The organism is Massilia sp. DD77, from assembly GCF_036961685.1.
Classification (GTDB): Bacteria; Pseudomonadota; Gammaproteobacteria; order Burkholderiales; family Burkholderiaceae_D; genus Telluria.
The window spans coordinates 34,656-56,966 of sequence record NZ_JBAMDH010000032.1 but is presented as its reverse complement, the minus strand read 5'-3'; the positions used below and the strand labels follow the sequence as shown (position 1 = coordinate 56,966).

Below are 22,311 nucleotides of genomic sequence, written 5' to 3'. Positions count from 1 at the left end.
GCTTTGCCATCGCGGCAGAGCCGTCTTTTTTGGATGCCGCTATGGACACGCACAACCGGCTCAAGCACATCACCATCGTGGGCGGGGGCAGCGCGGGCTGGATGGCCGCGGCGGCCCTGGCCACCTACCTGGGAAAGGGGGCGGCGATCCGCCTGGTCGAATCCGAGGAGATCGGCATCGTCGGCGTCGGCGAGGCCAGCGTCCCCCACATCAGGATCTTCAACGGGCAATGGCTCGGCATCGACGAGGCCGAGTTCGTCAAACGCACCCAGGGCACGGTCAAGCTCGGGATCCAGTTCAACGACTGGGGCCGCATCGGCGACAGCTACCTGCACGGCTTCGGCGCCATCGGGCGTTCGCTGGGACCGCTGCCCTTCCACCAGTTCTGGCTCAAGCTGCACCTGGACGGGCGCGCGGCACCGATCGGCGACTATTCGCCCCAGACCGTGATGGCGCCCCAGGGCAGGTTCGCGCCCGGCGACCGCAATGCTCCGCCGGGTTCGCCGCTGGCCGATATCGCCTATGCCTACCATTTCGACGCCACCCTGTACGCGCGCTTCCTGCGCGAACTGGCCGAAAGCCGCGGCGTGCAGCGCATCGAAGGCAAGGTCGTGGGCGTGCAGCAGCGCGCCCACGACGGCTTCGTCGAATCGCTCACCCTGGAAAGCGGCCAGGTCGTCGAGGGCGAACTGTTCATCGATTGCTCGGGCTTTCGCGGCCTGCTGATCGAGCAGACGCTCGAGACCGGCTACGTCGACTGGTCGCACTGGCTGCCCTGCGACCGCGCGCTGGCCGTGCCCAGCGAAAGCACGGAGCCGATCACGCCCTACACGCGCGCCACTGCGCGCGCGGCCGGCTGGCAGTGGCGGATTCCGCTGCAGCATAGGGTCGGCAACGGCTATGTGTACGCGAGCCGCCACATCAGCGACGACGAGGCCGCGGCGACCCTGCTGGCGAACCTGGACGGCAAGGCGCTGGCCGAGCCGCGCAAGCTGGCCTTCACCACCGGCATGCGCAGGAAGTTCTGGAACAAGAACGTGGTGGCGCTGGGACTGGCCAGCGGCTTCCTGGAACCGCTCGAATCCACCAGCATCTACCTGGCCCAGTCGGGCATCACCCGCCTGCTGGGCCTTTTCCCCACGCGCGACTTCAATCCCTTGCTCACCGAACGCTACAACCGCGAATCGGTCTTCGAGTACGAGCGCATCCGCGACTTCCTGATCCTGCACTACCACGCGACCGAGCGCGACGACACACCCTTCTGGGATGCCTGCCGCACCATGAGCATCCCGGACAGCCTGCGCGAGACCATCGATCTGTTCCGCTGCGATGGGCGCTACTTCCGCAACGGCGAGGATTTCTTCGCGCTGCCGAGCTGGGTCCAGGTCATGCTGGGCCAGCGCATCGTGCCGCAGGGCTACCATCCGATCGTGGACGAGATGCCGGAAGGCCGGCTGGCCGACCACGTCGAAGGCTTGCGCGCCATGCTGGCGCATGCCGTCGGGGCGATGCCCACGCATGAGGAATGGATCAGCCGCTACTGGAAGGCGGCGCCATGAGCCCGCGCCGCTTGTTTCGGGTACTCCTTGGCCTCTGCGTGGGCCTATGCCTTGCGCTGGCCACGCAGCTCGCCGCTGCTGCGGCGCCGGACGGCTTCATCATCGACCAGGGCTGGAGCTTCCGCCTCCTGCCCGAGAGTGCGCAGGCCGCCGCCCACCCGGAGGCGGCGCCCTGGCTGCCGGCGACGGTGCCGGGGACCGTGCACACCGACCTGTTCGCCAACAAGCTGGTGCCCGATCCCTACATGGGCGCGCCGGAAGCCGGCCTGCAGTGGATCGGCCTGGCCGACTGGGAATACCGCACCCGCTTCGACGCACCGCGCGCCGCCCTCAGCAGCGCGCGCAGCGACCTGGTGTTCGAAGGCCTCGATACCTTCGCCGAAGTCTGGCTGAACGGCGAGAAGCTGCTCGAGTCCGACAACGCCTTCCGCACCTGGCGCGTGAAGGTGGAGGGCAGGCTGCGCGCGCACGGCAACGAGCTGCGCATCGTGCTGCGCTCGCCCATTGCGAAGCTGCTGCCGCGGGTGCAGGCGATGCCGCACAAGCTGGCCGGGAATTATCCTTCTCCCTACGGCGACGAGCCGAAGGAGGCGATGACCGGCAACTTCGCGCGCAAGCCGGGCTACCACTATGGCTGGGACTGGGGACCGCGCTACGTCACCACCGGTATCTGGAAGCGGGTCGTGCTGCAGAGCTGGGACGCGCTGCGCATCGGTGACCTGCAGCTGCGCCAGGACCGGGTGGACGCGGCGCGCGCCGACCTGGTGGCGGTCGCCTCGCTGGACGCCGTGCGCGCGGGGACGTTTTCCCTGCGCCTGTGGCAGACGGCGCCGGGCGGCAAGCGCAGCCTGGCTGCCCAGCAGCGCGTGATCTTGCGCGCCGGCGCCAACCGCGTCGAGCTGCCCGTGCGCGTCGCGCACCCGCAGCGCTGGTTCCCGAACGGCTACGGCGCCCAGCCCCTGTACCGCTACGAGCTCGACGTGGGGGAGGGGGAACGCATCCTGGCCAGGACCGGCGCGCGCACCGGCCTGCGCAAGGTCGAACTGCGCCGCGACCCCGACGCCAGGGGCCGCAGCTTTTATTTCGTCGTCAACGGCATTCCCATATTCGCCAAGGGCGCGAACAGCATCCCCTTCGACATGTTCCAGCCGCGGGTAAGCAAGGCGCAATTGCGGCGCGTGCTGCAATCGGCGGCCGACGCCAACATGAACATGCTGCGCAGCTGGGGCGGCGGCTATTACGAGAGCGAGGACTTCTTCGACCTGGCCGACGAGCTGGGCCTGATGGTGTGGCAGGACTTCATGTTCGGCGGCGGCATGCAGCCGGCCTATGACGCCGCCTTCCGCGCCAATGTCGTCCTGGAGGCGCGCGACCAGGTGCGGCGCCTGCGCAACCATCCCAGCATCGTCCTCTGGTGCGGCAACAATGAAGAGGAAATCGCCTGGAAATACTGGGGACATGGGAAGACCATGAAGGCGGCCGATGCGGCTTTCGCCGACCGGGTCTGGCAAGGCTATGTCCAGCTGTTCGGCGCCGACCTGCGCCAGGTGGTCGCGGAAGAGGGCGGGGGCATCGCCTACTGGGCCAGCTCGCCGGGCGACGACCTGCTGGACGTCGCCAACACCCCGGCCGGCGGCGACATGCATTACTGGGAAGTCTGGGGCAATCCGGCCCACCCGGTCACCAAGTACCTGGAGATCACCCCGCGCTTCATGTCGGAGTATGGCCTGCAGGCCTGGCCGGTGCAGCGCACGGTCGACGCTTTCGCCGCGCGTGGCGAGCAGGGCGTCGCCACCCCCGTGATCGAGGCGCACCAGAAGTTCATGGCCGGCAAGGGCAACGAGCGGCTGATGAAGTATGTGAAGGAAGAATTCGGCGAACCCGGGGACTTTGCCGACTTTATCTACCTGAGCCAGGCGATGCAGGCCGAAGGCATCGAGCTGGCCGCGCTGCACCACCGCGCCAGCCGTCCGTTCACGATGGGATCGCTGTACTGGCAGCTCAACGATGTCTGGCCGGGCGCGTCCTGGTCCAGCATCGACTGGTTCGGGCGCTGGAAGGCGCTGCATTTCCATGCGCGCCGCTTCTATGCGCCGGTCGCCGTCGCCGCGCTGCGCGACGCCGCCGGCAAGACCACCGTCAGCCTGGTCAACGACCGCACCCGCGCCGTGCAGGGCGAGCTGCGCCTGCGGATCATGCGCCTGGACGGCACGCTGCTGCGCGACGAGCGCAAGCCGGTCGCGCTGGCGCCGCTGTCGGCGGCCCAGGCGGCCCTCTATGCCGACGCCGATTTGCTCGGCCAGGCCGATCCGGCGTCCACCGTGGCGGTGTTCGAGCTGCGGACGAAAGGCGAGCCGCTGTCGCGCAAGGTGGTGTATTTCAAGGCGGCAAAGGACATTGCCTGGCCTGCAGCCGCCCTGGAGGCGCGGCTGAGCCGTGCTGGCGATGGCTATGCGCTCGCGCTGCGCGCGGAACAGTTCGCACGCGCGGTGTGGGTGGACTTCGGCGACATCGACGCCGTCCTGTCCGACAACGCCTTGACCTTGCTGCCCGGCGAGCGCGTCTCCCTGCGCGTTCGCTCCCCCGCCAGCCTGGCGGACTTGCGCCGGGCGCTGCGACTGCGATCGCTGGAAAACGTCATTACAGGACGCGCAAAAACCACGGCGGCGTTTACTAAAACCCGCTAAAACGCACCCGGTTGCAAGGTCTTTTGTTGACGCTGCCGAAGCGCGGCTGATATAAAAATTACCTATGAAAATGCTGGCGCAAAAGCTGTTTTTCCGGCGCCGGAAAACGCCGCGGCAAGCGTTTAATAAAACAGACATGGGAGACCCGTGATGCACTTAAATCTTTTGCAACGACGTAGGGTGGGGCCATGAGCCAGGTCACCCTGCGCGACATCGCGGAGACCACCGGCATGTCGATCGGCACCGTGTCGCGCGCACTGAAGAACCAGGCCGGCATGACCGAGGCCACGCGCGAGAAGGTGCGCGACGCCGCGCTGCGCCTGGGCTACGACTTCGGGCAGCTGAAGAAGGGCCGCATCCGCCGCATCGCCTTCCTGCTGCACAGCCAGCACAACACCCTGGCCTCCAGCCCCTTCTATTCGCCGGTGCTGCACGGCGCCGAGGAAGCCTGCCGGCGCGAGGGCATCGCCCTGTCCTTCATCGCGGTCGGCCCGGCCGAGCCGGTGCTGGGCCAGATCCGCCTGCACCAGCCGGACGCCATCCTGTGCGCCGGCTTCTTCGAACCGGAAGTGCTGGCCGCCCTGCAGCAGGTCGGCAAGCCGATGGTGCTGGTCGACATGCACCGGCGCGGCTTCACCTCGGTCAACCCGGACAACCTGCGCGGCGGCTACCTGGCCACCCAGCACCTGCTGCGCTGCGGCCGCAAGCGCGTCGCCATGCTGTCCGGCTCCCTGGCCCACTACAGCATCCAGCAGCGCAACCGGGGCTTCCGCCAGGCCCTGTTCGACGCCAAGGTCCATGCCGACCCGGACCTGGAAGTCATCGTGCCTTCCATGGGCGAAGGCGACGAGGGCGTGGCCGAAGCCATGCGCAGCCTGCTCAGCCTGCCGAAACGGGCCGACGCCGTCTTTTGCTACAACGACAGCACCGCACTGGCCGCCATGAAGTTCTGCCTGAACGAAGGTTTAAAAGTCCCCTACGACATCGCCATCGTCGGCTTCGACGACATCGCCGCCGCGGCCGCCGCCATTCCACCCCTGAGCACCGTCCGCGTGGACAAGGAAGCGCTGGGCCGGGCCGGCGTCGAACTGCTGCTCCAGAAACCGGAAGACAACCCCTCCCACATAACCCTGCCAGTCGAGATGATCGTGCGCGAAAGCAGTTGCGACGACTAGCGCACACCCACCCCTGCCCACTGTCCACCATGAACAAGCTACCGAACTTCCGCAGCGCGGCCGTGCTGCTCGACCACGCGCGCCACACCATGCGTTTCTACCACCCGCGCGCGATCGACCCCGCCGGCGGCCTCTATCACTACTTCAAGGACGACGGCACGGTCTACGACGCGGCGCACCGGCATCTGGTGAGCAGCACGCGCTTCGTGTTCACCTATGCCATGGCCTACCGCCACTTCCAGGACCCGGCCTACCTGGACGGCCTGCGCCACGCGCTGAGATTCGTGCGCGAAGCGCACCGCGATCCGAGCGGCAATGGCTACGCCTGGATGCTGGACGGAGACAAGGTGGAGGACGGCACCCAGCACGCCTACGGCCAGGCCTTCGTGCTGCTGGCCTATGCGCACGCGGCGATGGCCGGGCTGGACGAGGCGCGTCCCTGGATCGCCGAGACCTTCGAGCTCATGGAGCAGCGCTTCTGGAGCCCCGCGGACGGCTTGTACGCCGACGAAGCGAGCCAGGACTGGAGCGTGCTCTCCAGCTACCGCGGCCAGAACGCCAACATGCATGCCTGCGAAGCGCTGCAGGCGGCCTGGCAGGCCACCGGCGAGCGCCGCTACCTGGAGCGCGCCTACACCATCGCGGACAACATCACCCGGCGCCAGGCCCAGCGCTGTGGCGGCCTGGTCTGGGAACACTACGACACCCAATGGCAGCCCGACTGGCGTTTCAACATCGACGACCCGGAAAACCTGTTCCGTCCCTGGGGCTACCAGCCCGGCCATTTCACCGAATGGGCCAAGCTGCTGGTGCAGCTGGAGGCGCGCGGCCAGGGCGTGCTGGACCAGGACCAAACCCGGGACCTGGGCTGGCTGCTGCCGACCGCCGAAAAGCTGTTCACGGTGGCGGTGGAGAAGGGCTGGGACCAGGAATACGGCGGCTTGTGCTACTCGCTGGCCCCGGACCTGGCGATCTGCGACTTCCACAAATACTTCTGGGTGCAGGCCGAGAGCGCGGCGGCGGCGGCCATGCTGGCCCAGCGCACCGGCAAAGCCGAATATTGGGACTGGTACCAGCGCCTGTGGGCCTACAGCTGGACCCATTTCGTCGACCACGAGCACGGCGCCTGGTTCCGCATCCTGGACCGCGAGAACCGCAAGCTCAGCGACGAGAAGAGCCCGGCCGGCAAGGTCGATTACCACACCATGGGCGCCTGCTACGACATCGTGAAAGTGCTGGAGGAGGGCGGCCATGACTGATGCGCCGGTGATGCTGTGCGCCGGCGAGGCGCTGACCGACATGATCGACCAGGGCGAGGAACGCTGGGTCAGCCGCGTCGGCGGCTCGACCTGGAACGTGGCGCGCGCCCTGGCGGCGCTGGGCGAACCCGCCGCCTTCGCCGGCGCCATCAGCCGCGACCGTTTCGGCGACGCCTTGTGGGCGGCCAGCGAAGCCGTGGGCCTGGACACGCGCCTGCTGCAGCGCGTGGATCGTGCCCCCCTGCTGGCCATCGTCGAAAAGAGCGAACCGCCCCGCTATTTCTTCATCGGCGAGAACAGCGCCGACCTGCATTTCGACCCCGAGGCGCTGCCGCAAGGCTGGTCGGGCGCCCTGCGCTGGGCCCATTTCGGCGGCATCAGCCTGGCGCGCGAGCCGCTGGCGGCGACCCTGGTCGCGCTGGCCGGACAACTCAAGGCCCAGGGCGTGGCCATCAGCTACGACCCGAACTACCGCAACCTGATGACCGCGGCCTATGCGCCCACCCTGGAGCGCATGGCCGGACTGGCCGACGTGATCAAGGTGTCGGACGACGACCTGCGCGGCCTGTTCCCCGGCATGGAGGTGGACGCGGCGCTGCAGCGCCTGCGCGCCTTCAATCCTGGCGCCTACTGCCTGTTGACCCGCGGCGGCCAGGGCGCCAGCCTGTTCCGCGGCGCGCAGCGCGTGGACGCGCGCGCGCCGCAAGTGGCCGTGGTGGACACGGTGGGCGCCGGCGACGCCAGCGTGGCCGGTCTGCTGCACAGCCTGGCGCGCCATCCCGGCCGCCCCCTGCAGTCCCACCTGCACGCCGCGCTGGCGGCGGGTTCCGCCGCCTGCCAGCAGGCAGGCGCCACCCCGCCGCAGCCGCCGGCCATGGACCGGTTATTCGAACAGCTCGAAGGAGAGGCACAGTGATGAGCCGTATTGCGCGTCATATCAACCGGGGGACGCTGCTGGCGGCCCTCCTGCTGCCCGTGGCCCTGCAGGCCGCGCCAGGCGACAACAGCATGCCGGTGAACACCTTCATCGGCACCCAGGACGAGGGCAATACCTTCCCCGGCGCCTCCGCCCCCTTCGGCATGATCCAGGTCGGCCCGATCACCGATCACTACGCCGGCTACCGCTACAGCGACAAGAAGATCCGGGGCTTCGGCCACTCCTTCCTGTCCGGCGCCGGCTGCTGGGAGCAGGGCGGCCAGCTCTCGGTGCTGCCGGTCACCGGCAGCATTGGCCCGGGCGGCGATTTCGATACCAAGAAGCCGGGCAGCTTCGACCACAAGAAATACGCCGCGGAATACACCCATGAAGGCGAGGCCGGCCAGGCCGGCTACTACAAGGTCAGGCTGACCAGCTACGGCGGCATCACGGCCGAGGCGACCGCGCTGACCCGCGCGGCGGCCGAGCGCTATACCTTCGCCGCCAGTTCCGGCACCGGCCACCTGCTGCTCAACCTGGGCCAGGCCAACGAACGCCACTCCGTGGTGGGCAGCGAAGTGAAGGTCGTCGGCGACCGCAGCGTCGAGGGCCGGATCGTCACCAGGAGCTTCTGTGGCGGCGCCAAGTACACCACCTGGTTCCGCATGGAGTTCGACCGGCCCTTCGCCGCGCGCGGCATCTGGGACGACCGGGGCGGCTGGCCGGACGTGGACGGCCCCAGCCAGCAGGGCGACAGCAAGCCGCACGGCGTCTGGCTGAGCTTCGACCTGAAGGACGGCGCAGCGGTCACCGCGGTCAGCGCGATCTCCCACGTCGATGCGGAAGGCGCGCGGATCAACCTGAAGGCCGAAGGCATGGCCGGCGGCAAGCCGCTCGGCTTCGATGCGATGCGGGCCAAGGCGCAGGCCGGCTGGCAGCGCGAACTGGGCAGCGTGCGGGTCGAAGGCGGCAGCCAGGACGACCGCACCGTGTTCTACACCGCGCTCTACCACGCGCTGCTGCAGCCGCTGACCGGCAACGATGCGGACGGCCGCTACCGCGGCTACGACGACGTGGTCCACACCGCCAAGGACTGGACTTATTACGAGTTCTTCTCGCTGTGGGACACCTACCGCGCCCAGAACCAGCTGCTGGCCCTGCTGCGCCCACAGCGTGCGCGCGACATCGCCTATTCGGTGCTGAAGATCCGCGAGCAAAGCGGCTGGCTGCCGCGCTGGGGCTACGCCAACTTCGAGACCAACATCATGACCGGCGACCCGGTCACGCCTTTCCTGGTCGACCTGTGGCGCTTCGGCGCGCTCAAGGGCCGCGAGCGCGAAGCCTATGCCGCGCTGCGCGAGAACGCCTTCGGGGTGCCGGCCTTCGGCATCCGCCCCCAGGGCCGTTCGGGCAACCCGAGCTACCTGCGCCAGGGTTTCGTGCAATACGACCGCGGCTTCATCTCCAAGGGCATGGACACCGACCCGCACCACGGCGCCTCGGCCACCATGGAGTATGCGCTGGCCGACAGCGCGCTGGCGCAGATGGCCAAGGCCCTCGGCCACGGCAAGGACGCGCAGGTGCTCGCGCAGCGCGCCCTCAACTGGAAGAAGGTCTGGGACCCGAGCGTGGCCGACGCGCCGACCGGCCAGCGCGGCTTCCCGCGCCCGCGCCTGCTCGACGGCAGCTGGTTCGCCGATGTCGGCAGCGGATTCGATCCGCGCGGCGACCACGGCTTCCATGAAGGCACGGCCTGGCAGTACCAGTGGCTGGTGCCGCAGGACGTTCCCGGCCTGGCGGCGGCCATGGGCGGCGCGTCCCAGGCCTTGCGCCGCCTCGACCAGTTCTTCGACTACGAGGCCGTGCTGGCCGACCCGGCGGCGGTGCGCACCTCCTGGGTGGTGGGACCCTACAGCTACTACAGCCAGTTCCGCTACAACCCGAACAACGAGCCCGACCTGCACGCGCCCTGGATGTACACCCTGATGGGCCAGCCCTGGAAGACCACCACCGTGCTGCGCGCGGCGGAAACCCTGTTCGGCAACGGCCCCAGCGGCGTCACCGGCAACGACGACCTGGGCACGATGTCGGCCTGGTATTTGTTCAGCGCCCTGGGCCTGTATCCGGACACCCCGGGCAGCGGCCGCTTCCTGCTGCATGCGCCGCGCTTCGCGCGCGCCGAGATCGACCTGGCGCCGGGCCGCGTCCTGCGTATCGAGGCGCCCGAGGCCAGGCCCGGGGAGCGCCGCTTCGTCCAGTCGGTCAGCTACGCGGGGCGCCCCGTCTCGCGCGTGTGGCTGGACTGGGAGCAGCTGCAGGCCGCCGGCACGCTGAGCTACAAGCTGGCGCCGCAGCCCGACAGCGCAGGCTGGGGCACACGCGCCGCCGACCTGCCGAAGGCGCCCGCCGGGCTTGCCCGCTGAAGGCCTACATAAAAAATAACCAGGAGACTCGCATGGAACACATTTCGCAGCCGGTGCGGCTGCAGCCAACCCAGGCGCAGACCGGGAATACCGGCCCGCTGATCATCGTCACCCTCCTGTTCTTCATGTGGGGCTTGCTGACGGCGCTGAACGACGTGCTGATCCCGCACCTGAAGGAGCTCTACACGCTGACCTACGTGCAGGCGATGCTGGTGCAGTTCTGCTTCTTCGGCGCCTATTTCCTGGTCTCGCTGCCGGCCGGCGCATTGATCAGGAAGATCGGCTACCAGAACGGCGCCGTGGCGGGGCTGGTCATCGCCGCCGCCGGCTGCGCGCTGTTCTACCCGGCCTCGAACAGCGGCTATGCGCTGTTCCTGTTCGCCTTCTTCGTGCTGGCCGCCGGCATCACCGTGCTGCAGGTGGCGGCCAACCCGTATGTGACGGTGCTGGGCGACCCGCGCAACGCGTCGAGCCGGCTCAACCTGACCCAGGCCTTCAACTCGCTGGGCACGACGATCGCGCCGGCCATGGGTGGCTTCCTGATCCTGTCGGGCAGCGTGCTGGGCGTGGCCGAACTGGCCAAGCTGCCGGCCGCCGAGCAGGCCGCCTACCGCGCGGCCCAGGCGGCGAGCGTGCAGGGGCCTTACCTGGCCCTGGCCGGCGCGCTGCTGGTGCTGGCGCTGCTGTTCGCCTTTGCCCGCCTGCCCCGGATCGAGCACACCGACGACACCGCGGCCCATCCCGGCGCGGCCGCCAAGGCCTCGGTGCTGTCCCATCCGCACCTGGTGATGGGCACCATCGGCATCTTCCTGTATGTCGGCGCCGAAGTGAGCATCGGCAGCTTCCTGATCAACTTCTTCGGCGAGCCGGCGATCGCTGGCCTCAGCCATGCCGAAGCCGCCCACTACGTCAGCTACTATTGGGGCGGCGCCATGATCGGACGCTTCATCGGCTTCGCGGTCATCCGCTACGTCAGCCCGGGCAAGGCGCTCGCCTTCAACGCCGCCAGCTCGATCGCGCTGGTGATGGTCGCGATCTTCGGCCAGGGCCAGGCCGCCATGTGGGCCATCATCGCAGTCGGCCTGTTCAACTCGATCATGTTCCCGACCATCTTCAGCATGGCCTTGTACCGGCTGGGCAAGTTCACCGGCCAGGCATCGGGCATCCTGTGCATGGCCATCGTCGGCGGCGCGCTGGTGCCCTTCGCCCAGGGCCTGCTGGCGGACACGGTCGGCCTGCAGTGGTCCTTCCTGGTGCCGGCCGCCTGCTATGGCTTCATCCTGTACTTCGGCCTGAAATACGCGGGACTGTACCAGCACGGCGAGCACGCCTGATGAGCCGCGCCGTCCGCGCCGCCGCCTGCGCCTTGCTGCTGGCGCTGGCGGCGCTGCCGGCCACGGCGGCCCTGCGCAGTGTCGGCGCGGTCGTGGACAGCCGGCCTTCCGGCGACGGCCTCGAACTGCGCCTGTCCAGCGGCGCGCGGGTGCGCCTTGGCTTCGCCACGCCCGACACCGTGCGGGTGCGGATGAGCCCCACCGGCAGCTTCGGGCCCGACACCTCCTACGCCATTGCCGGAGCGCCGCCCAGCGTCCGGGCGATCGTCGCGAGCAAGGATGGCGTGACGGAACTGCGTTCCTCGACCGGCGTCCGCGTGCTGGTCCGCCGCGCTCCCGCATTCGCCATTTCCGTGATCGACAGTGGCGGAAGGCTGGTCGTCGGCGACGATCCTGCGCGTCCCATGGCCTTCAACCCGGCGGACGGCGCGATCGAAACCTCGATGCGCCGCGACGACTACGAGCTGTATTACGGCTTCGGCGAAAAGACCTTTCCGCTGTCGCGGCACCAGCAGTCGATGGTGATGTGGAATGCGGACGTGCCCGACTACCCCGTTGGCCACGATCCCTCCTACCAGGCGATCCCCTTCTTCATCGCACTGCACGAGGGCAGGAGCTATGGCCTGTTCTTCAACAACACCTGGCGCAGCTGGTTCGACATGGGCAAGACCGTTCCGCGGCGCTACAGCTTCGGCGCCAGCGGCGGCGAGCTGGATTACTACGTCTTCACCGGCGGGGCCGCACGCAGTCCCGCCAGGGTCCTGCAGGACTACACGGCGCTGACGGGGCGCGGCGCCTTGCCGCCCTTGTGGGCGCTGGGCTACCACCAGTCGCGCTGGTCCTACATGAGCCAGGAACAGGTGCTGGATGTCGCGCAGGAGTTTCGCAAGCGCCGGATCCCGGCCGACGCGCTCTACCTCGACATCGACCACATGGACGGCTTCCGCGTCTTCACCTGGAACGCCGGGACCTTCCCCGATCCGAAGAAGATGCTGGACCAGTTGCACGGCCAGGGCTTCCGCGCCGTGACCATCGTCGATCCGGGCATCAAGCGCGACGAGGGGTTCCCGATCTACCGCAGCGGACGCGCCGGAGGGCACTATGTGCGCAAGGCCGACGGCGGCGAGTTGCACGAGAAGGTCTGGCCAGGCGTGTGCGCCTTCCCGGATTTCACGTCGCCGGCCGCGCGCGCCTGGTTCGGCGGCCTGTACCGGGAGCCGCTCGCGCTGGGCGTCGACGGCTTCTGGAACGACATGAACGAACCCGGCGTATTCCCGCCCGACGGTTTCAGCCAGCCCGAGATCGGCCTGGGGCCGCAGCGCACCTTTCCGCTGGACGCGCGCCACGCCGGCGACGGCAGGCCCGGCACGCATGCGCAGTACCACAATGTCTACGGCATGCAGATGGCGCGCGCCAGCTTCGAGGGCCTGCGCAGCCTGCGTCCGGACAAACGCCCGATGGTGCTGACGCGCGCCGGTTTCGCCGGCGTGCAGCGCTATGCCGCCGTCTGGACCGGGGACAACTCGCCGACCTGGAGCCACCTGGCTCTGACCATTCCGATGCTGACCAACCTGTCGGTGTCGGGCGTGCCTTTCGTGGGCGCCGACGTCGGCGGCTTCATGGGCAGCCCGAGCGCGGAACTGCACACCCGCTGGCTGCAGGCGGCGGCGCTGACGCCTTACTTCCGTACCCATTCCAACGACGTCTCCGCCCCGCGCGAACCGTGGGCCTTCGGCGCCGCGCACGAAGCCATCAACCGCGACACGATCGCGCTGCGCTACCAGCTGCTGCCTTACCTGTACACGCTGTTCGAAGCCGGCGAGCGCACCGGGCTGCCGCCGATGCGTCCCCTGTGGTTCGACTATCCCGGCGACACGCGCGCCAGCCTGGTCGACGACCAGTACCTGGTGGGCGGCGACCTGCTGGTGGCGCCGGTCGTGCACGAGGGCCGGACCAGCCGCGAGGTGTATTTCCCGAAGGGGAGTGCGTGGATCGACTGGTGGACGGGCGCCCGTCACGAAGGAGGAAGGAGCGCGAAGATCGCCGCGCCGCTGGCGCGCTTGCCGCTCTTCATCCGCGCCGGCGCCAGCGTGCCCACGGTGGCGGCGCCGGTGCAGCACAGCGGCGAGATGAAGGATCAGCCCCTGGCCCTGGTGGTCGCGGCCGGCGCCGCCGGCAGCAGCCGGGTGTACCAGGATGCGGGCGATGGCTACGCCTACCGCGATGGGGAGTCGCGCACCATCACCGCGACGCAGGACGGGCAGAGCCTGCGGCTGGATATTCCCTCCCAGCGCGGCTACCAGCGCCTGGGCGCCATCGAGTTCATCGGCCTGGCCGCCGCTCCTGCCGCCGTGCGCATCGACGGCAAGCCTGCGCACGGTGCGCGCTTCGACGCCGCAGCGCGGCGCCTGCGCATCGTGCTGGCCGATGAAAACCTCAAGGAGGTGGTGCTCGTCCCCTAGCGCCTTAGAACAGGCGCTTGAGCATGGCGACGGCGACACCCTTGGCCGACTGCGGGTTCTGGCCGGTGATCAGTTCGCGGTCTTCCACGACGTTCTCGCTCCAGGGCTTGCCTTCGGCGAAGGCGGCGCCGGCCGCCACCAGGCCATCCTGCGGGAACAGCTTCATCCGGCCGCCGTCCAGGAAGGCCTTGGACTGTTCTTCTTCCTCGTTGGTGAAGGCCGTCATCTTGTAGCCTTTGTAGATCCAGTTCGGCGGCGCGGCGCGCTTGCCCGATTCCAGCGCAGCCACGTAGCCGCGGGCATCCGGCACCGCCGACAGCAGGGCAATGGTGCCGTGGCAGGTGAGGCCGGTGGGCTTGTTCATGGAATGAAAATCCGCCAGCAGCTCACCCAGGGCCTTGTCCTTCAGCAGATCCTGCATCGGGATATGGCCGCCCGGGACGAAGACCGCGTGGAACTTCTCGTAGCCGATGCGCTTGACCTGGGCCAGACTGATGACCGGCGACTCGGTCTTCGATGTCAGTTTCAAGGTCGCCAGCAGGGCCTTGCTTTCCTGGCGCGCCTTCTCGTTGCCACCCCAGAAATTCACGTCGTCCGATTTCTGGTCCGCCGACGGCGCCTTGCCGCTCGGCGTCGCGAACACGACCGTATGACCGGCTGCGATGAAGGCCTGGACCGGCTCCATCAATTCGTTGATGAAGAAGCCGGTCTGCAGCCGCTTGCCCTCCTGGAGGTCGAGCTTGTCCTGGTCCGACACGACGACCAGGACGGTGCCGGCGTTCGCGAGATTGGCGGCGGCTGCAAGCAGGCCGGCGATGATGGTCTTTTTCATGATTCCTCCCGTGTGTGATGGGGCTCCCGGTGGAGCCGGTGAACCACATCGTATTGGAGATGGAATGCGTGAAAAATCCCTTGGGCTACACTTCACTTGTTACACAGGGTAATGAATTGAGGAGAAGCGCCTGGGACGGCCGCAACGCGGAAGTGGAGGGGCCGGCGAACGCCGAAAGCGACACCATCCACCCGGAGGTGGACCGGCGCCACTATTCCAGGCTGATTACCACTTTGCCTTTGTGATCACCAGCGCCGAAATGCCGCATGGCTTCTCGTACCCCGCCCAATGTGTAGAGCTTGTCCAGCACGGGTGTGAGTTTTCCCGCTTCGAAGAGACCATTCAAATATGCCAGATCCTTGTTTGGTTCCAGGATGACGAGACGCATTGTCTTCTTGTGGGTCAGCCTGATGAATGGCCCAGTCAGCAGGAGATGGAAAATCCGGGTCATCGAACCGCCAACCGTGACATACCTCCCGCCCGGGTTCAGGGCGCGCACATAGTCGAATGGCGACCGGTTTGTCTTCACATCGAGAACGAGGTCATAGCGTATTCCAGCGCGCGTGAAGTCCTGCTGGGTGTAATCAATCACCTTGTCGAAGCCGAGGGCGCGCATGAAGTCGAGCTTTGCCGGCTTGTCGACACCGGTGACTTCAACCCCGTATTGTTTTGCAATCTGGATTGCAAAAGTACCGACTCCGCCTCCCGCGCCATTGATCAAGACCTTGTCACCCTGTTTGATTCTCCCGATATCGCATAGTCCCTGCATTGCAAGAGCCGCCGCTTGAGGTATCGAAGCCGCTTCAGCGAAGCTCATGCCGGACGGTTTCAAGGCGAGTGCAGTGTCAGGGGCGCAGACGTACTCGGCAAAGCCGCCCCATCGACCGCTCAGGTCTCCGAACACCGCATCCCCCTGGCGAAATTGCCTTACGTTCTTGCCGGTTGCTTCGACCAGCCCGGCAATGTCGGAGCCGAGTATGGTGTTGCGTGGCCTGAACAAGCCGAACAGAAGACGATCGATCGGTGTGGAACCTTGAAGCAGTCCCCAGTCCCAGTCATTGATCGAGACAGCCTGGATCCTGACAAGGACTTCGTCGTCTTTTGGTACAGGCTTTGCTACCTCGCGCAATTCGAGCACATCTGGTGACCCGTACTTCTCACATACGATCGCCTTCATGGACATTCCTTCTGCGGTCAGAACGCGGGAACCGGTACCGAGCAGCGGGCGGACGGCTCATTGTAATTCAACGGTGTGCCACCGAAGTCACCGTGCCTGGCGGCCTCGGCGCGAATGATGAAAACGTCGCTGGCCTGCCTGGGCGGGAAGCACAGATTGATACATGTGCCAGTGGCGGGCGCCGTGGAAGAAGAGGGTCAAGCGCAGGCCAGTATTGGCCGTTCCAAGGGGAGGCAACAGGCGTGATCGTGAAAAACCGGGTGCGGTTCTTCGTGTGTTCCGTTTCGCTCCCTTGTTCATGCGATGAATAATCCTGTCTACATTCGCAGAAGAATATCTCCAATTCCCACAATAACGCTTTTCCATCGTCACTGCTATGGGGTTGCATCGAGCGTTTCTGCAAGCTGTTGATTTGATTGGGAGCAGGCTGGTTATTCGAGTCGGGTAGGTTTTAATCTAATTAATGATGATTACCCGTTGCGAATTGTACTTATATACTTCTTTGGCTTATAGTCGTCAGACTTCTTCGTGCTGAAATGTAGGTGGGATGCAAGCCAAACTGGAAGATGCCGGTATGGTGAAAGAAGTGCATTTTCCTGGATTTGCATAACTGCGTTCTAGTAGTACTGCCGCTCGCGAGCCGATGTGAGAAGTAAATACCAATCATACAAGTGGAGATGAGAATGAGTACTGCAATGCGGGAACTGAATGTTAGCGAAATTAACGATGTCGCTGGCGCCATCATGACTGAAACCAAATGTATCGCCATCGTTACCCTTGCTGGCGGCCTGTTTGGGGCTGGAATCGGTGCGTGGGGAACTGCGGGATTTGGCGCTGGTGCCGGCTTTTCCGGCGGTGTTCGGCTCGGCGCTATCGCCGGCGGCCTTGTCTGCGGCTCCATTTACGAGTGATTTCATAACCTCGCTTCGGCAGGTATGAAAAAAATATTATCAATTATTAGGGATAGTCATGAATACTGCAATTAAAGAACTGAGCATCGAAGAAGTAAATCAAGTTGCCGGCGCTGTAACTCAAAAACAATGTGTCGCGATCGCTACGGCGGCTGGCGGCTGGTTTGGCGCCTTTATGGTTGGCGCCGAGACGGCAGGTTTCGGTTCTTGGGCGGGTTTTGTGATGGGTAGCCAAATTGGGGGCGCGGTTGGCGCAGTTGGCTGTGCCTACATTTACGAATAAGGCTTGAAGGTAACGTTCCCGGGGTGTCCTGGGAACGTTTCTATATGATACAGTAAAAAAACAAGCTTCAGTCACGGCATTGCTTTGAAACTGCGTCGATAAAGAGTTTATTTGGCGGGAAAATATGGAGTCTCAGGTATTCTGTTTTTGCCTTGCACTAGGTTTTCTCCTCGAGCTCGCAGCAAAGAAAAGTAAGGCAGCTAGAACTGCATCCATCGTCGTCATCGTGACTGGCTGCCTGATTACCATTTTTTGGGATGTTCTCACGAGCATCGTATGGTTTTGAAGCGCCGGCCATCATGACGGCTGAAAGGCTGGGGCTGGCAGTATGGTAGAAATGGACTGGTTGTCATCAGCGCGTTTTTGCCGCAACTAAGATGCGCTGTTTTAAGCTGCTGGGTGAACGCCCCCTGGCACGGGGCTTCGGCCATCAAGTCGCCAAGCGACAAGTACGAACCGCCGTGCCCTGGCGCCTTACCCGGCCAGGGCAGTTACGGTTCCCAGTGTTAAAAAAATCACAATAGCGTCAGCTCGGACCTTGCTCGATTTTTCTCGACAGATTCCGTGAACCACGGATATCGAAAATTCCGAAGTTCTTCCGGCGAGTACACTGTTCGATACTGGGATGGTCACGACAATACCGCGATCTTTGCAAGACGGAAGGGTGCAACCTGAGCTTGCAAACGGTTCTGATAGGCGATCTCGGCACGCGTTGCCGACGCGCAGACCCAAACATAGGCCGGATACGAGAAATACGCGTCTGAAAAACGAAAACGCCAACCTGCATGGGTTGGCGTTCTTGAGGACATTCTTGGTGGCCCGGGGCGGAATCGAACCACCGACACAAGGATTTTCAATCCTCTGCTCTACCAACTGAGCTACCAGGCCAAGAGAGCGCCATTATAGCAGCGTTTGCGGCCGATAAACAATTGGCGCCGTTGCAACACTCAGCTGCGGGCGGCGGCGCGCTCGGCGTGCTGGCGTTCCAGCGCCAGGCGCGATTCGCGCCGGCCCTTCGCATCCTCGAAGCGGCGCAGCTCCTCCGGCGTGCCGGGTTCCAGCGGCGGAACGAGCGCCGGCTTGCGCTCGTCGTCCACCGCCACCATCGTGAAGAAGCAGCTGTTCACGTGGCGCACCACCTTGCTGCGGATGTCTTCCGCGATCACCTTGATCCCGATTTCCATCGAGCTGCGGCCGGTGTAGTTGACGGCCGCCAGGAAGGTGACCAGCTCGCCCACGTGGATCGGCTGGCGGAAGGTCACCTGGTCGACGCTCATCGTCACCACATAGCTGCCGGCGTAGCGGCTGGCGCAGGCGTAGGCGACCTGGTCGAGCAGTTTCAGGATGGTGCCGCCGTGGACGTTGCCGGAAAAATTCGCGGTGTCGGGCGTCATCAGCACCGTCATGCTGAGCTGGTGGGCGGGAAGATTCATGGTCTGGCTCGTCGAAAGAAGGGGGCTTGCCTGGGCAAGGATAGCAGGGCCGGGCGCTTCGTGCCGGGCCCGCCTCATCAGAACTCTTCCCAGCCGCCCGCGGCCACCGGTTGCGCCTTCGGCTTGGCAGCCGGGACCACCGCGCGGGCAGGTGTTGCCGCCGCCCTGCGCGCTCCGGCCGCCACTGGCCGCTGGCCAGCCTGCTGCTGGCCGACCTGGAACACGGCCACCAGCCCGTTCAGCGCGGCCGCCTGTTCCCGCATCGCCTGGCTGGCCGTGGCCGATTCCTCGACCAGGGCGGCGTTTTGCTGGGTCATGCCGTCCATGTCGGCGATCGCCTGGTGCACCTGCTGGATGCCGCTCGACTGTTCGCGGCTGGAGCTGAGGATCTCGTCCATGATGCCGGTCACGCGGCCGATGCTGTCGACGATGCCGGCCATGGTGGTGCCGGCCCGGCCCGCCAGTTCGGTGCCGCTGGCTACGCGCTGGGTCGAGTCGTCGATCAGGTCCTTGATTTCCTTGGCGGCGGCGGCCGAGCGCTGGGCCAGGGCCCGCACCTCGGTGGCCACGACGGCGAAGCCGCGGCCCTGCTCGCCGGCGCGCGCCGCCTCGACGGCCGCGTTCAGCGCCAGGATATTGGTCTGGAAGGCGATGCCGTCGATGACGGAAATGATGTCCACGATACGCGAGGACGAGGCGTTGATCGCGCCCATGGTGTCGACCAGTTCGCCCACCATGGCGCCGCCCTGCTGCGCCACCGTGGACGCCGCGAGGGCCAGGCGGTTGGCCTGTTCGGCGTTGGCTTCGCTGTGCTGGACGGCGTGGGTCAATTCGTTCATCGAGGACGTGGTTTCTTCCAGCGCCGCGGCCTGGCTTTCGGTGCGGCGCGCCAGTTCCTGCGTTTCGGCGGCCATCGATTCGATCGAGGCGCCGATGGTCGAGGTGCCCTGGCGCACCTGGCCGACGATGCCGGCCAGGCTGTCGCGCATGCGCTGCAGGGCGAACAACAGGCTGCGCTCGTCGCCCGGCTGCAGGGCGATAGGCACCTGGAGGTTGCCGGCGGCGATCTCGCGCGCCACTTCCGCGGCCACGGCCGGCTCCCCGCCCAGGCGGCGGAACAGCGAGCGCGAGAACAGCAGCCAGGCCGCGACGCTGCCGGCCAGCGTGATCGCGCACAGCAGGACCAGGACCGTCTCGCTGCCGTGGGCCTGGTCCAGCACCTTCTGGGCGCGCCGGTCGATGGCTTGCTGCTGCAGCGCCAGCAGGCCGCTGACGCCGTCCACGTAGCGCTGGGCATGGCCGGTGAAACTGCGGTCGTAGAGCGCCAGCGCCTCATCGTTCAGGCCCTCGGCCTTCAGCTGCATCACGCGGTCGCGCTGGCTGATGAAGTTCTTGCGCGCTTCGACCGCCGCGGCGAACTGGCTGCGTTCTTCTTCTGTATCGAGCAGCTGCTCGACCTTGTCCTGCAGGCCGTTGGTGCGCTCGCTCGACTGGCGGCTTTCCTCGGCAAAGGCCTTGGCCAGTTCCGGATCGCTGGCGCGCGCCACGGCGGCGGTGCGCTTGGTCGACACCGACAGGTTGAGCAGCCACTGCGAGATCAGGCGTTCCTTGGCGAGCGGGCGCTGGGTCAGGGCCTCGGTCTCGGCGGACAGCACCTGCAGGCGCCAGATCGCGATGGCGGTCGAGAGGAAGGAAATGAGAATGATGAATGCAAAGGTGATCCGTAGCTGCGTACGGACGCGGTCGGTCTTGATCAATTCGACTCCTGTGGATAGTGAGGCCGGACGTTTTTCCTGCCGGTCAGCGCGGAAGTGACTTAGAGCGTCTAACAACACCTCCATGGCTGCGTTGCGTAGTCTCGCCGTACAGTCGTACTGTCTTCGACTCCGCGTCGGCGGGCCGCATCCCTTGCCCTGAAGGTGTTGTTAGGCGCTCTTAGTCTGGCGTCAAAATGTAATGAATGTTTTATCGCACTGCAACAAAAGTGACAGCGCTAACATACGTGTTTTGCAACATTCCCCGCAAAAGTGAGAGGCCCCGTTGACCCGAAAGCCTTGGATCGGCCGGGTCGCCGTATCCTTCCCGGCAATACCCTTATCCTTGGTGAATAAAATTGGTCTCGCAGCCGCACCGGCGAGGCAGGCGCCTGCCTTTGCTATCATGGCGCGATGTCCATCCTGCTCGTTCCCGGCTATATGGCCGACGAGACGCTCTGGGACGGCGTGAGCGGCCGACTGGCGCCTTTCGGCCCGCTGGCGCACGCTGACCTGCGTCACGATGCCACCCTCGAGGCGATGGCGCGCCGCGCCCTGGCCGCCGCGCCGCCATCCTTCATCCTCATCGGTTTTTCGATGGGCGGCTATGTCGCCCGCGAGATCGTCTACCAGGCGCCGGAACGCGTGCGCGCGCTGGTCCTGATCGCCACCTCGACCCGTCCCGATTCGCTGCTGCTGCGGCAGAGCAAGGGCGCGGTCGCCAAGGCGGCGCCTTCGGTTTCCTTCGCTGGACTGAGCCGCACCGCGATCGCCACCTCGCTGCACCCTGGGCAGGGCGGCAACGAGGCCTTGATCGAGCGGGTGCGCGCGATGGGTGTGCGCCTGGGTGGGGAGGCATTCCGGCGCCAGTCGATGCTGGAGCGGCCGGGCGACCTGGCGCGCCTGGGGGCGATCCGTTGCCCGACCCTGGTCGTGGCCGCGGCCCAGGACCGTTTGCGCAGCCTGGAGGAGTCGCAGGAACTGCATGCGGGGATCGCCGGCTCGGCCCTGGCCGTCATCGAGGACACTGGGCACATGATCCCGATCGAGGCGCCGGACGCCCTGGCCGAGGTGCTCGTACCCTGGCTGCAAAGCCTTCCGGACTGGAGCCCCTAACAAAACCCCCATGGCGGCGTTGTACCGTCTTGCCGTACAGGTGTACTGTCTTCGACGGTACGCCTTGCCCTGAGGGTCTTGTTAGGCGCGCTAATTCGCGCGCACTTCCCAGCCGTCCAGCGCGCGGATCGCTTCTTCCTTGAGCTTGGCCTCGATCTCGATCCACGGCGCCAGCCGGTAGCTGGACGGCATGGTGTCGATCAGGTCGGCGTGCTGGCGGTCGTTGAAGCCGCTCCTGCCGTTCGAAATGTGCACCAGCTGGTGCCCGGGCTCGGCCCAGGTCTCGCGGGCCTTGCGCAGCATGGCTTCCACGCTCGGGTGCTCGTAGCTGTCGAGCTTCTCGTGCACCACGTGGTGGTGGGCGTCGAACACCATGGGTACGCCGGCGCGCAGGCAGATCGCGTGGATCTCCTCGGCGCTGTAGGCGTATTCGTCGTTCTCCAGGCCGATGCGGCAGCGGATGGCGTCGGGCAGCAGGGCGATGCGTTCGACCAGGGCGTCGGCCCGGTCCGACTTGCCGCCGTGGATCTCGAGCAGGGCCCAGGGCGAACGCGGCTGGTCCAGCAGGTCCATGATGTCGGCGTGCATCTGCAGGATCTTGACGCTGTTGGCCACCACGCCTTCCGAGTCCGAGCTCAGGACCACGAACTGGTCCGGGTGCATCACCAGGCGGATGCCGCGTTCTGTGGCGCGGCGGCCGGAACGCGCCAGCATGGGCGCGAATTCTTCCAGGATGGCGCGGCCGAAAGGCTCGTCGGAAAACGGGAAGATCGAGGAGGGAATCCGGTAAAGCGCGATGCCTTCGCGCTCGCAGTAGCGCATCGCCTCGTCGAAGGTTTGCAGGTTGTCGCGGTAGATGTCTTCGAGCAGCTTGCGCTGGCCGTCTTCGGCGTGCTCCAGCAGGCGCTTGCGGGTCAGCGCGCGGTAGCGCACGTCCTTGGACGTGGTGATGCAGACGAGTCCGAGCTGTGGGGGCATGGGTGTTCGCGG

General features: G+C 66.1%; 16 protein-coding genes and 1 tRNA gene. 11 read left to right on the top strand and 6 right to left on the bottom strand.

The features are described from left to right. Positions 1-41 precede the first annotated feature (41 nt). From V7778_RS18990 to V7778_RS18955, 8 genes are all read left to right on the top strand, one after another. A complete protein-coding gene (locus tag V7778_RS18990; RefSeq protein WP_335558113.1) occupies positions 42-1,559 on the top strand; it encodes a tryptophan halogenase family protein in 1,518 nt (505 codons plus the stop codon). Then, a complete protein-coding gene (locus V7778_RS18985) occupies positions 1,526-4,246 on the top strand; it encodes a beta-mannosidase (RefSeq protein WP_335558112.1) in 2,721 nt (906 codons plus the stop codon). The genes V7778_RS18990 and V7778_RS18985 overlap by 34 nt, the downstream gene beginning before the upstream one ends. A 188-nt stretch (positions 4,247-4,434) precedes the next feature. Further along, entirely contained in the window at positions 4,435-5,421 is a 987-nt protein-coding gene (locus V7778_RS18980) for a LacI family DNA-binding transcriptional regulator (protein ID WP_335558110.1), read from the top strand. Between the two features lie 29 nt (positions 5,422-5,450). Beyond that, the gene (locus V7778_RS18975; RefSeq protein WP_335558107.1) at positions 5,451-6,680 is read left to right on the top strand and encodes an AGE family epimerase/isomerase; all 1,230 of its coding nucleotides are present in this window, start codon (positions 5,451-5,453) and stop codon (positions 6,678-6,680) included. Continuing rightward, positions 6,673-7,596, top strand: coding sequence for a carbohydrate kinase family protein (locus V7778_RS18970; protein WP_335558104.1), 924 nt, complete (start codon positions 6,673-6,675; stop codon positions 7,594-7,596). The genes V7778_RS18975 and V7778_RS18970 overlap by 8 nt, the downstream gene beginning before the upstream one ends. After that, positions 7,596-10,019, top strand: coding sequence for a GH92 family glycosyl hydrolase (locus V7778_RS18965; protein ID WP_335558102.1), 2,424 nt, complete (start codon positions 7,596-7,598; stop codon positions 10,017-10,019). The genes V7778_RS18970 and V7778_RS18965 overlap by 1 nt, the downstream gene beginning before the upstream one ends. 32 nt (positions 10,020-10,051) lie before the next feature. Further along, positions 10,052-11,353 carry a sugar MFS transporter gene (locus tag V7778_RS18960; protein ID WP_335558101.1) on the top strand — a complete coding sequence of 434 codons (1,302 nt, stop codon included), beginning with the start codon at positions 10,052-10,054 and terminating at the stop codon, positions 11,351-11,353. Next, complete coding sequence (locus tag V7778_RS18955) at positions 11,353-13,815, top strand: glycoside hydrolase family 31 protein (protein WP_335558099.1); 2,463 nt, start codon at positions 11,353-11,355, stop codon at positions 13,813-13,815. The genes V7778_RS18960 and V7778_RS18955 overlap by 1 nt, the downstream gene beginning before the upstream one ends. A gap of 4 nt (positions 13,816-13,819) precedes the next feature. On the opposite strand, the gene V7778_RS18950 is transcribed toward V7778_RS18955, so the two are convergent. Beyond that, positions 13,820-14,647 carry a type 1 glutamine amidotransferase domain-containing protein gene (locus V7778_RS18950; RefSeq protein ID WP_335558097.1) on the bottom strand — a complete coding sequence of 276 codons (828 nt, stop codon included), beginning with the start codon at positions 14,645-14,647 and terminating at the stop codon, positions 13,820-13,822. Between the two features lie 211 nt (positions 14,648-14,858). After that, positions 14,859-15,824: an NAD(P)-dependent alcohol dehydrogenase gene (locus V7778_RS18945; RefSeq protein ID WP_335558096.1), complete on the bottom strand. Its 966-nt coding sequence runs from the start codon at positions 15,822-15,824 to the stop codon at positions 14,859-14,861. Between the two features lie 683 nt (positions 15,825-16,507). On the opposite strand from V7778_RS18945, the gene V7778_RS18940 reads away from it, so the two are divergent. Both V7778_RS18940 and V7778_RS18935 read left to right on the top strand, forming a co-directional pair. Further along, positions 16,508-16,735, top strand: coding sequence for a hypothetical protein (locus V7778_RS18940; protein ID WP_335558095.1), 228 nt, complete (start codon positions 16,508-16,510; stop codon positions 16,733-16,735). A 58-nt stretch (positions 16,736-16,793) separates the two neighbouring features. Next, positions 16,794-17,018 carry a hypothetical protein gene (locus tag V7778_RS18935; RefSeq protein WP_335558093.1) on the top strand — a complete coding sequence of 75 codons (225 nt, stop codon included), beginning with the start codon at positions 16,794-16,796 and terminating at the stop codon, positions 17,016-17,018. Between the two features lie 812 nt (positions 17,019-17,830). On the opposite strand, the gene V7778_RS18930 is transcribed toward V7778_RS18935, so the two are convergent. From V7778_RS18930 to V7778_RS18920, 3 genes are all read right to left on the bottom strand, one after another. Next, positions 17,831-17,906, bottom strand: a tRNA-Phe gene (locus tag V7778_RS18930). A gap of 59 nt (positions 17,907-17,965) precedes the next feature. Next, the gene (locus V7778_RS18925; RefSeq protein ID WP_335558091.1) at positions 17,966-18,451 is read right to left on the bottom strand and encodes an acyl-CoA thioesterase; all 486 of its coding nucleotides are present in this window, start codon (positions 18,449-18,451) and stop codon (positions 17,966-17,968) included. Between the two features lie 77 nt (positions 18,452-18,528). Further along, entirely contained in the window at positions 18,529-20,208 is a 1,680-nt protein-coding gene (locus tag V7778_RS18920) for a methyl-accepting chemotaxis protein (protein WP_335558089.1), read from the bottom strand. A 411-nt stretch (positions 20,209-20,619) separates the two neighbouring features. Here V7778_RS18920 and V7778_RS18915 point away from each other — a divergent pair, with 411 nt between their 5' ends. Next, positions 20,620-21,321 carry an alpha/beta fold hydrolase gene (locus tag V7778_RS18915; RefSeq protein ID WP_335558088.1) on the top strand — a complete coding sequence of 234 codons (702 nt, stop codon included), beginning with the start codon at positions 20,620-20,622 and terminating at the stop codon, positions 21,319-21,321. A 90-nt stretch (positions 21,322-21,411) separates the two neighbouring features. On the opposite strand, the gene uvsE is transcribed toward V7778_RS18915, so the two are convergent. Next, positions 21,412-22,299, bottom strand: a complete 888-nt coding sequence (gene uvsE / locus V7778_RS18910; protein WP_335558085.1) for a UV DNA damage repair endonuclease UvsE — start codon at positions 22,297-22,299, stop codon at positions 21,412-21,414. Positions 22,300-22,311: the final 12 nt, after the last annotated feature.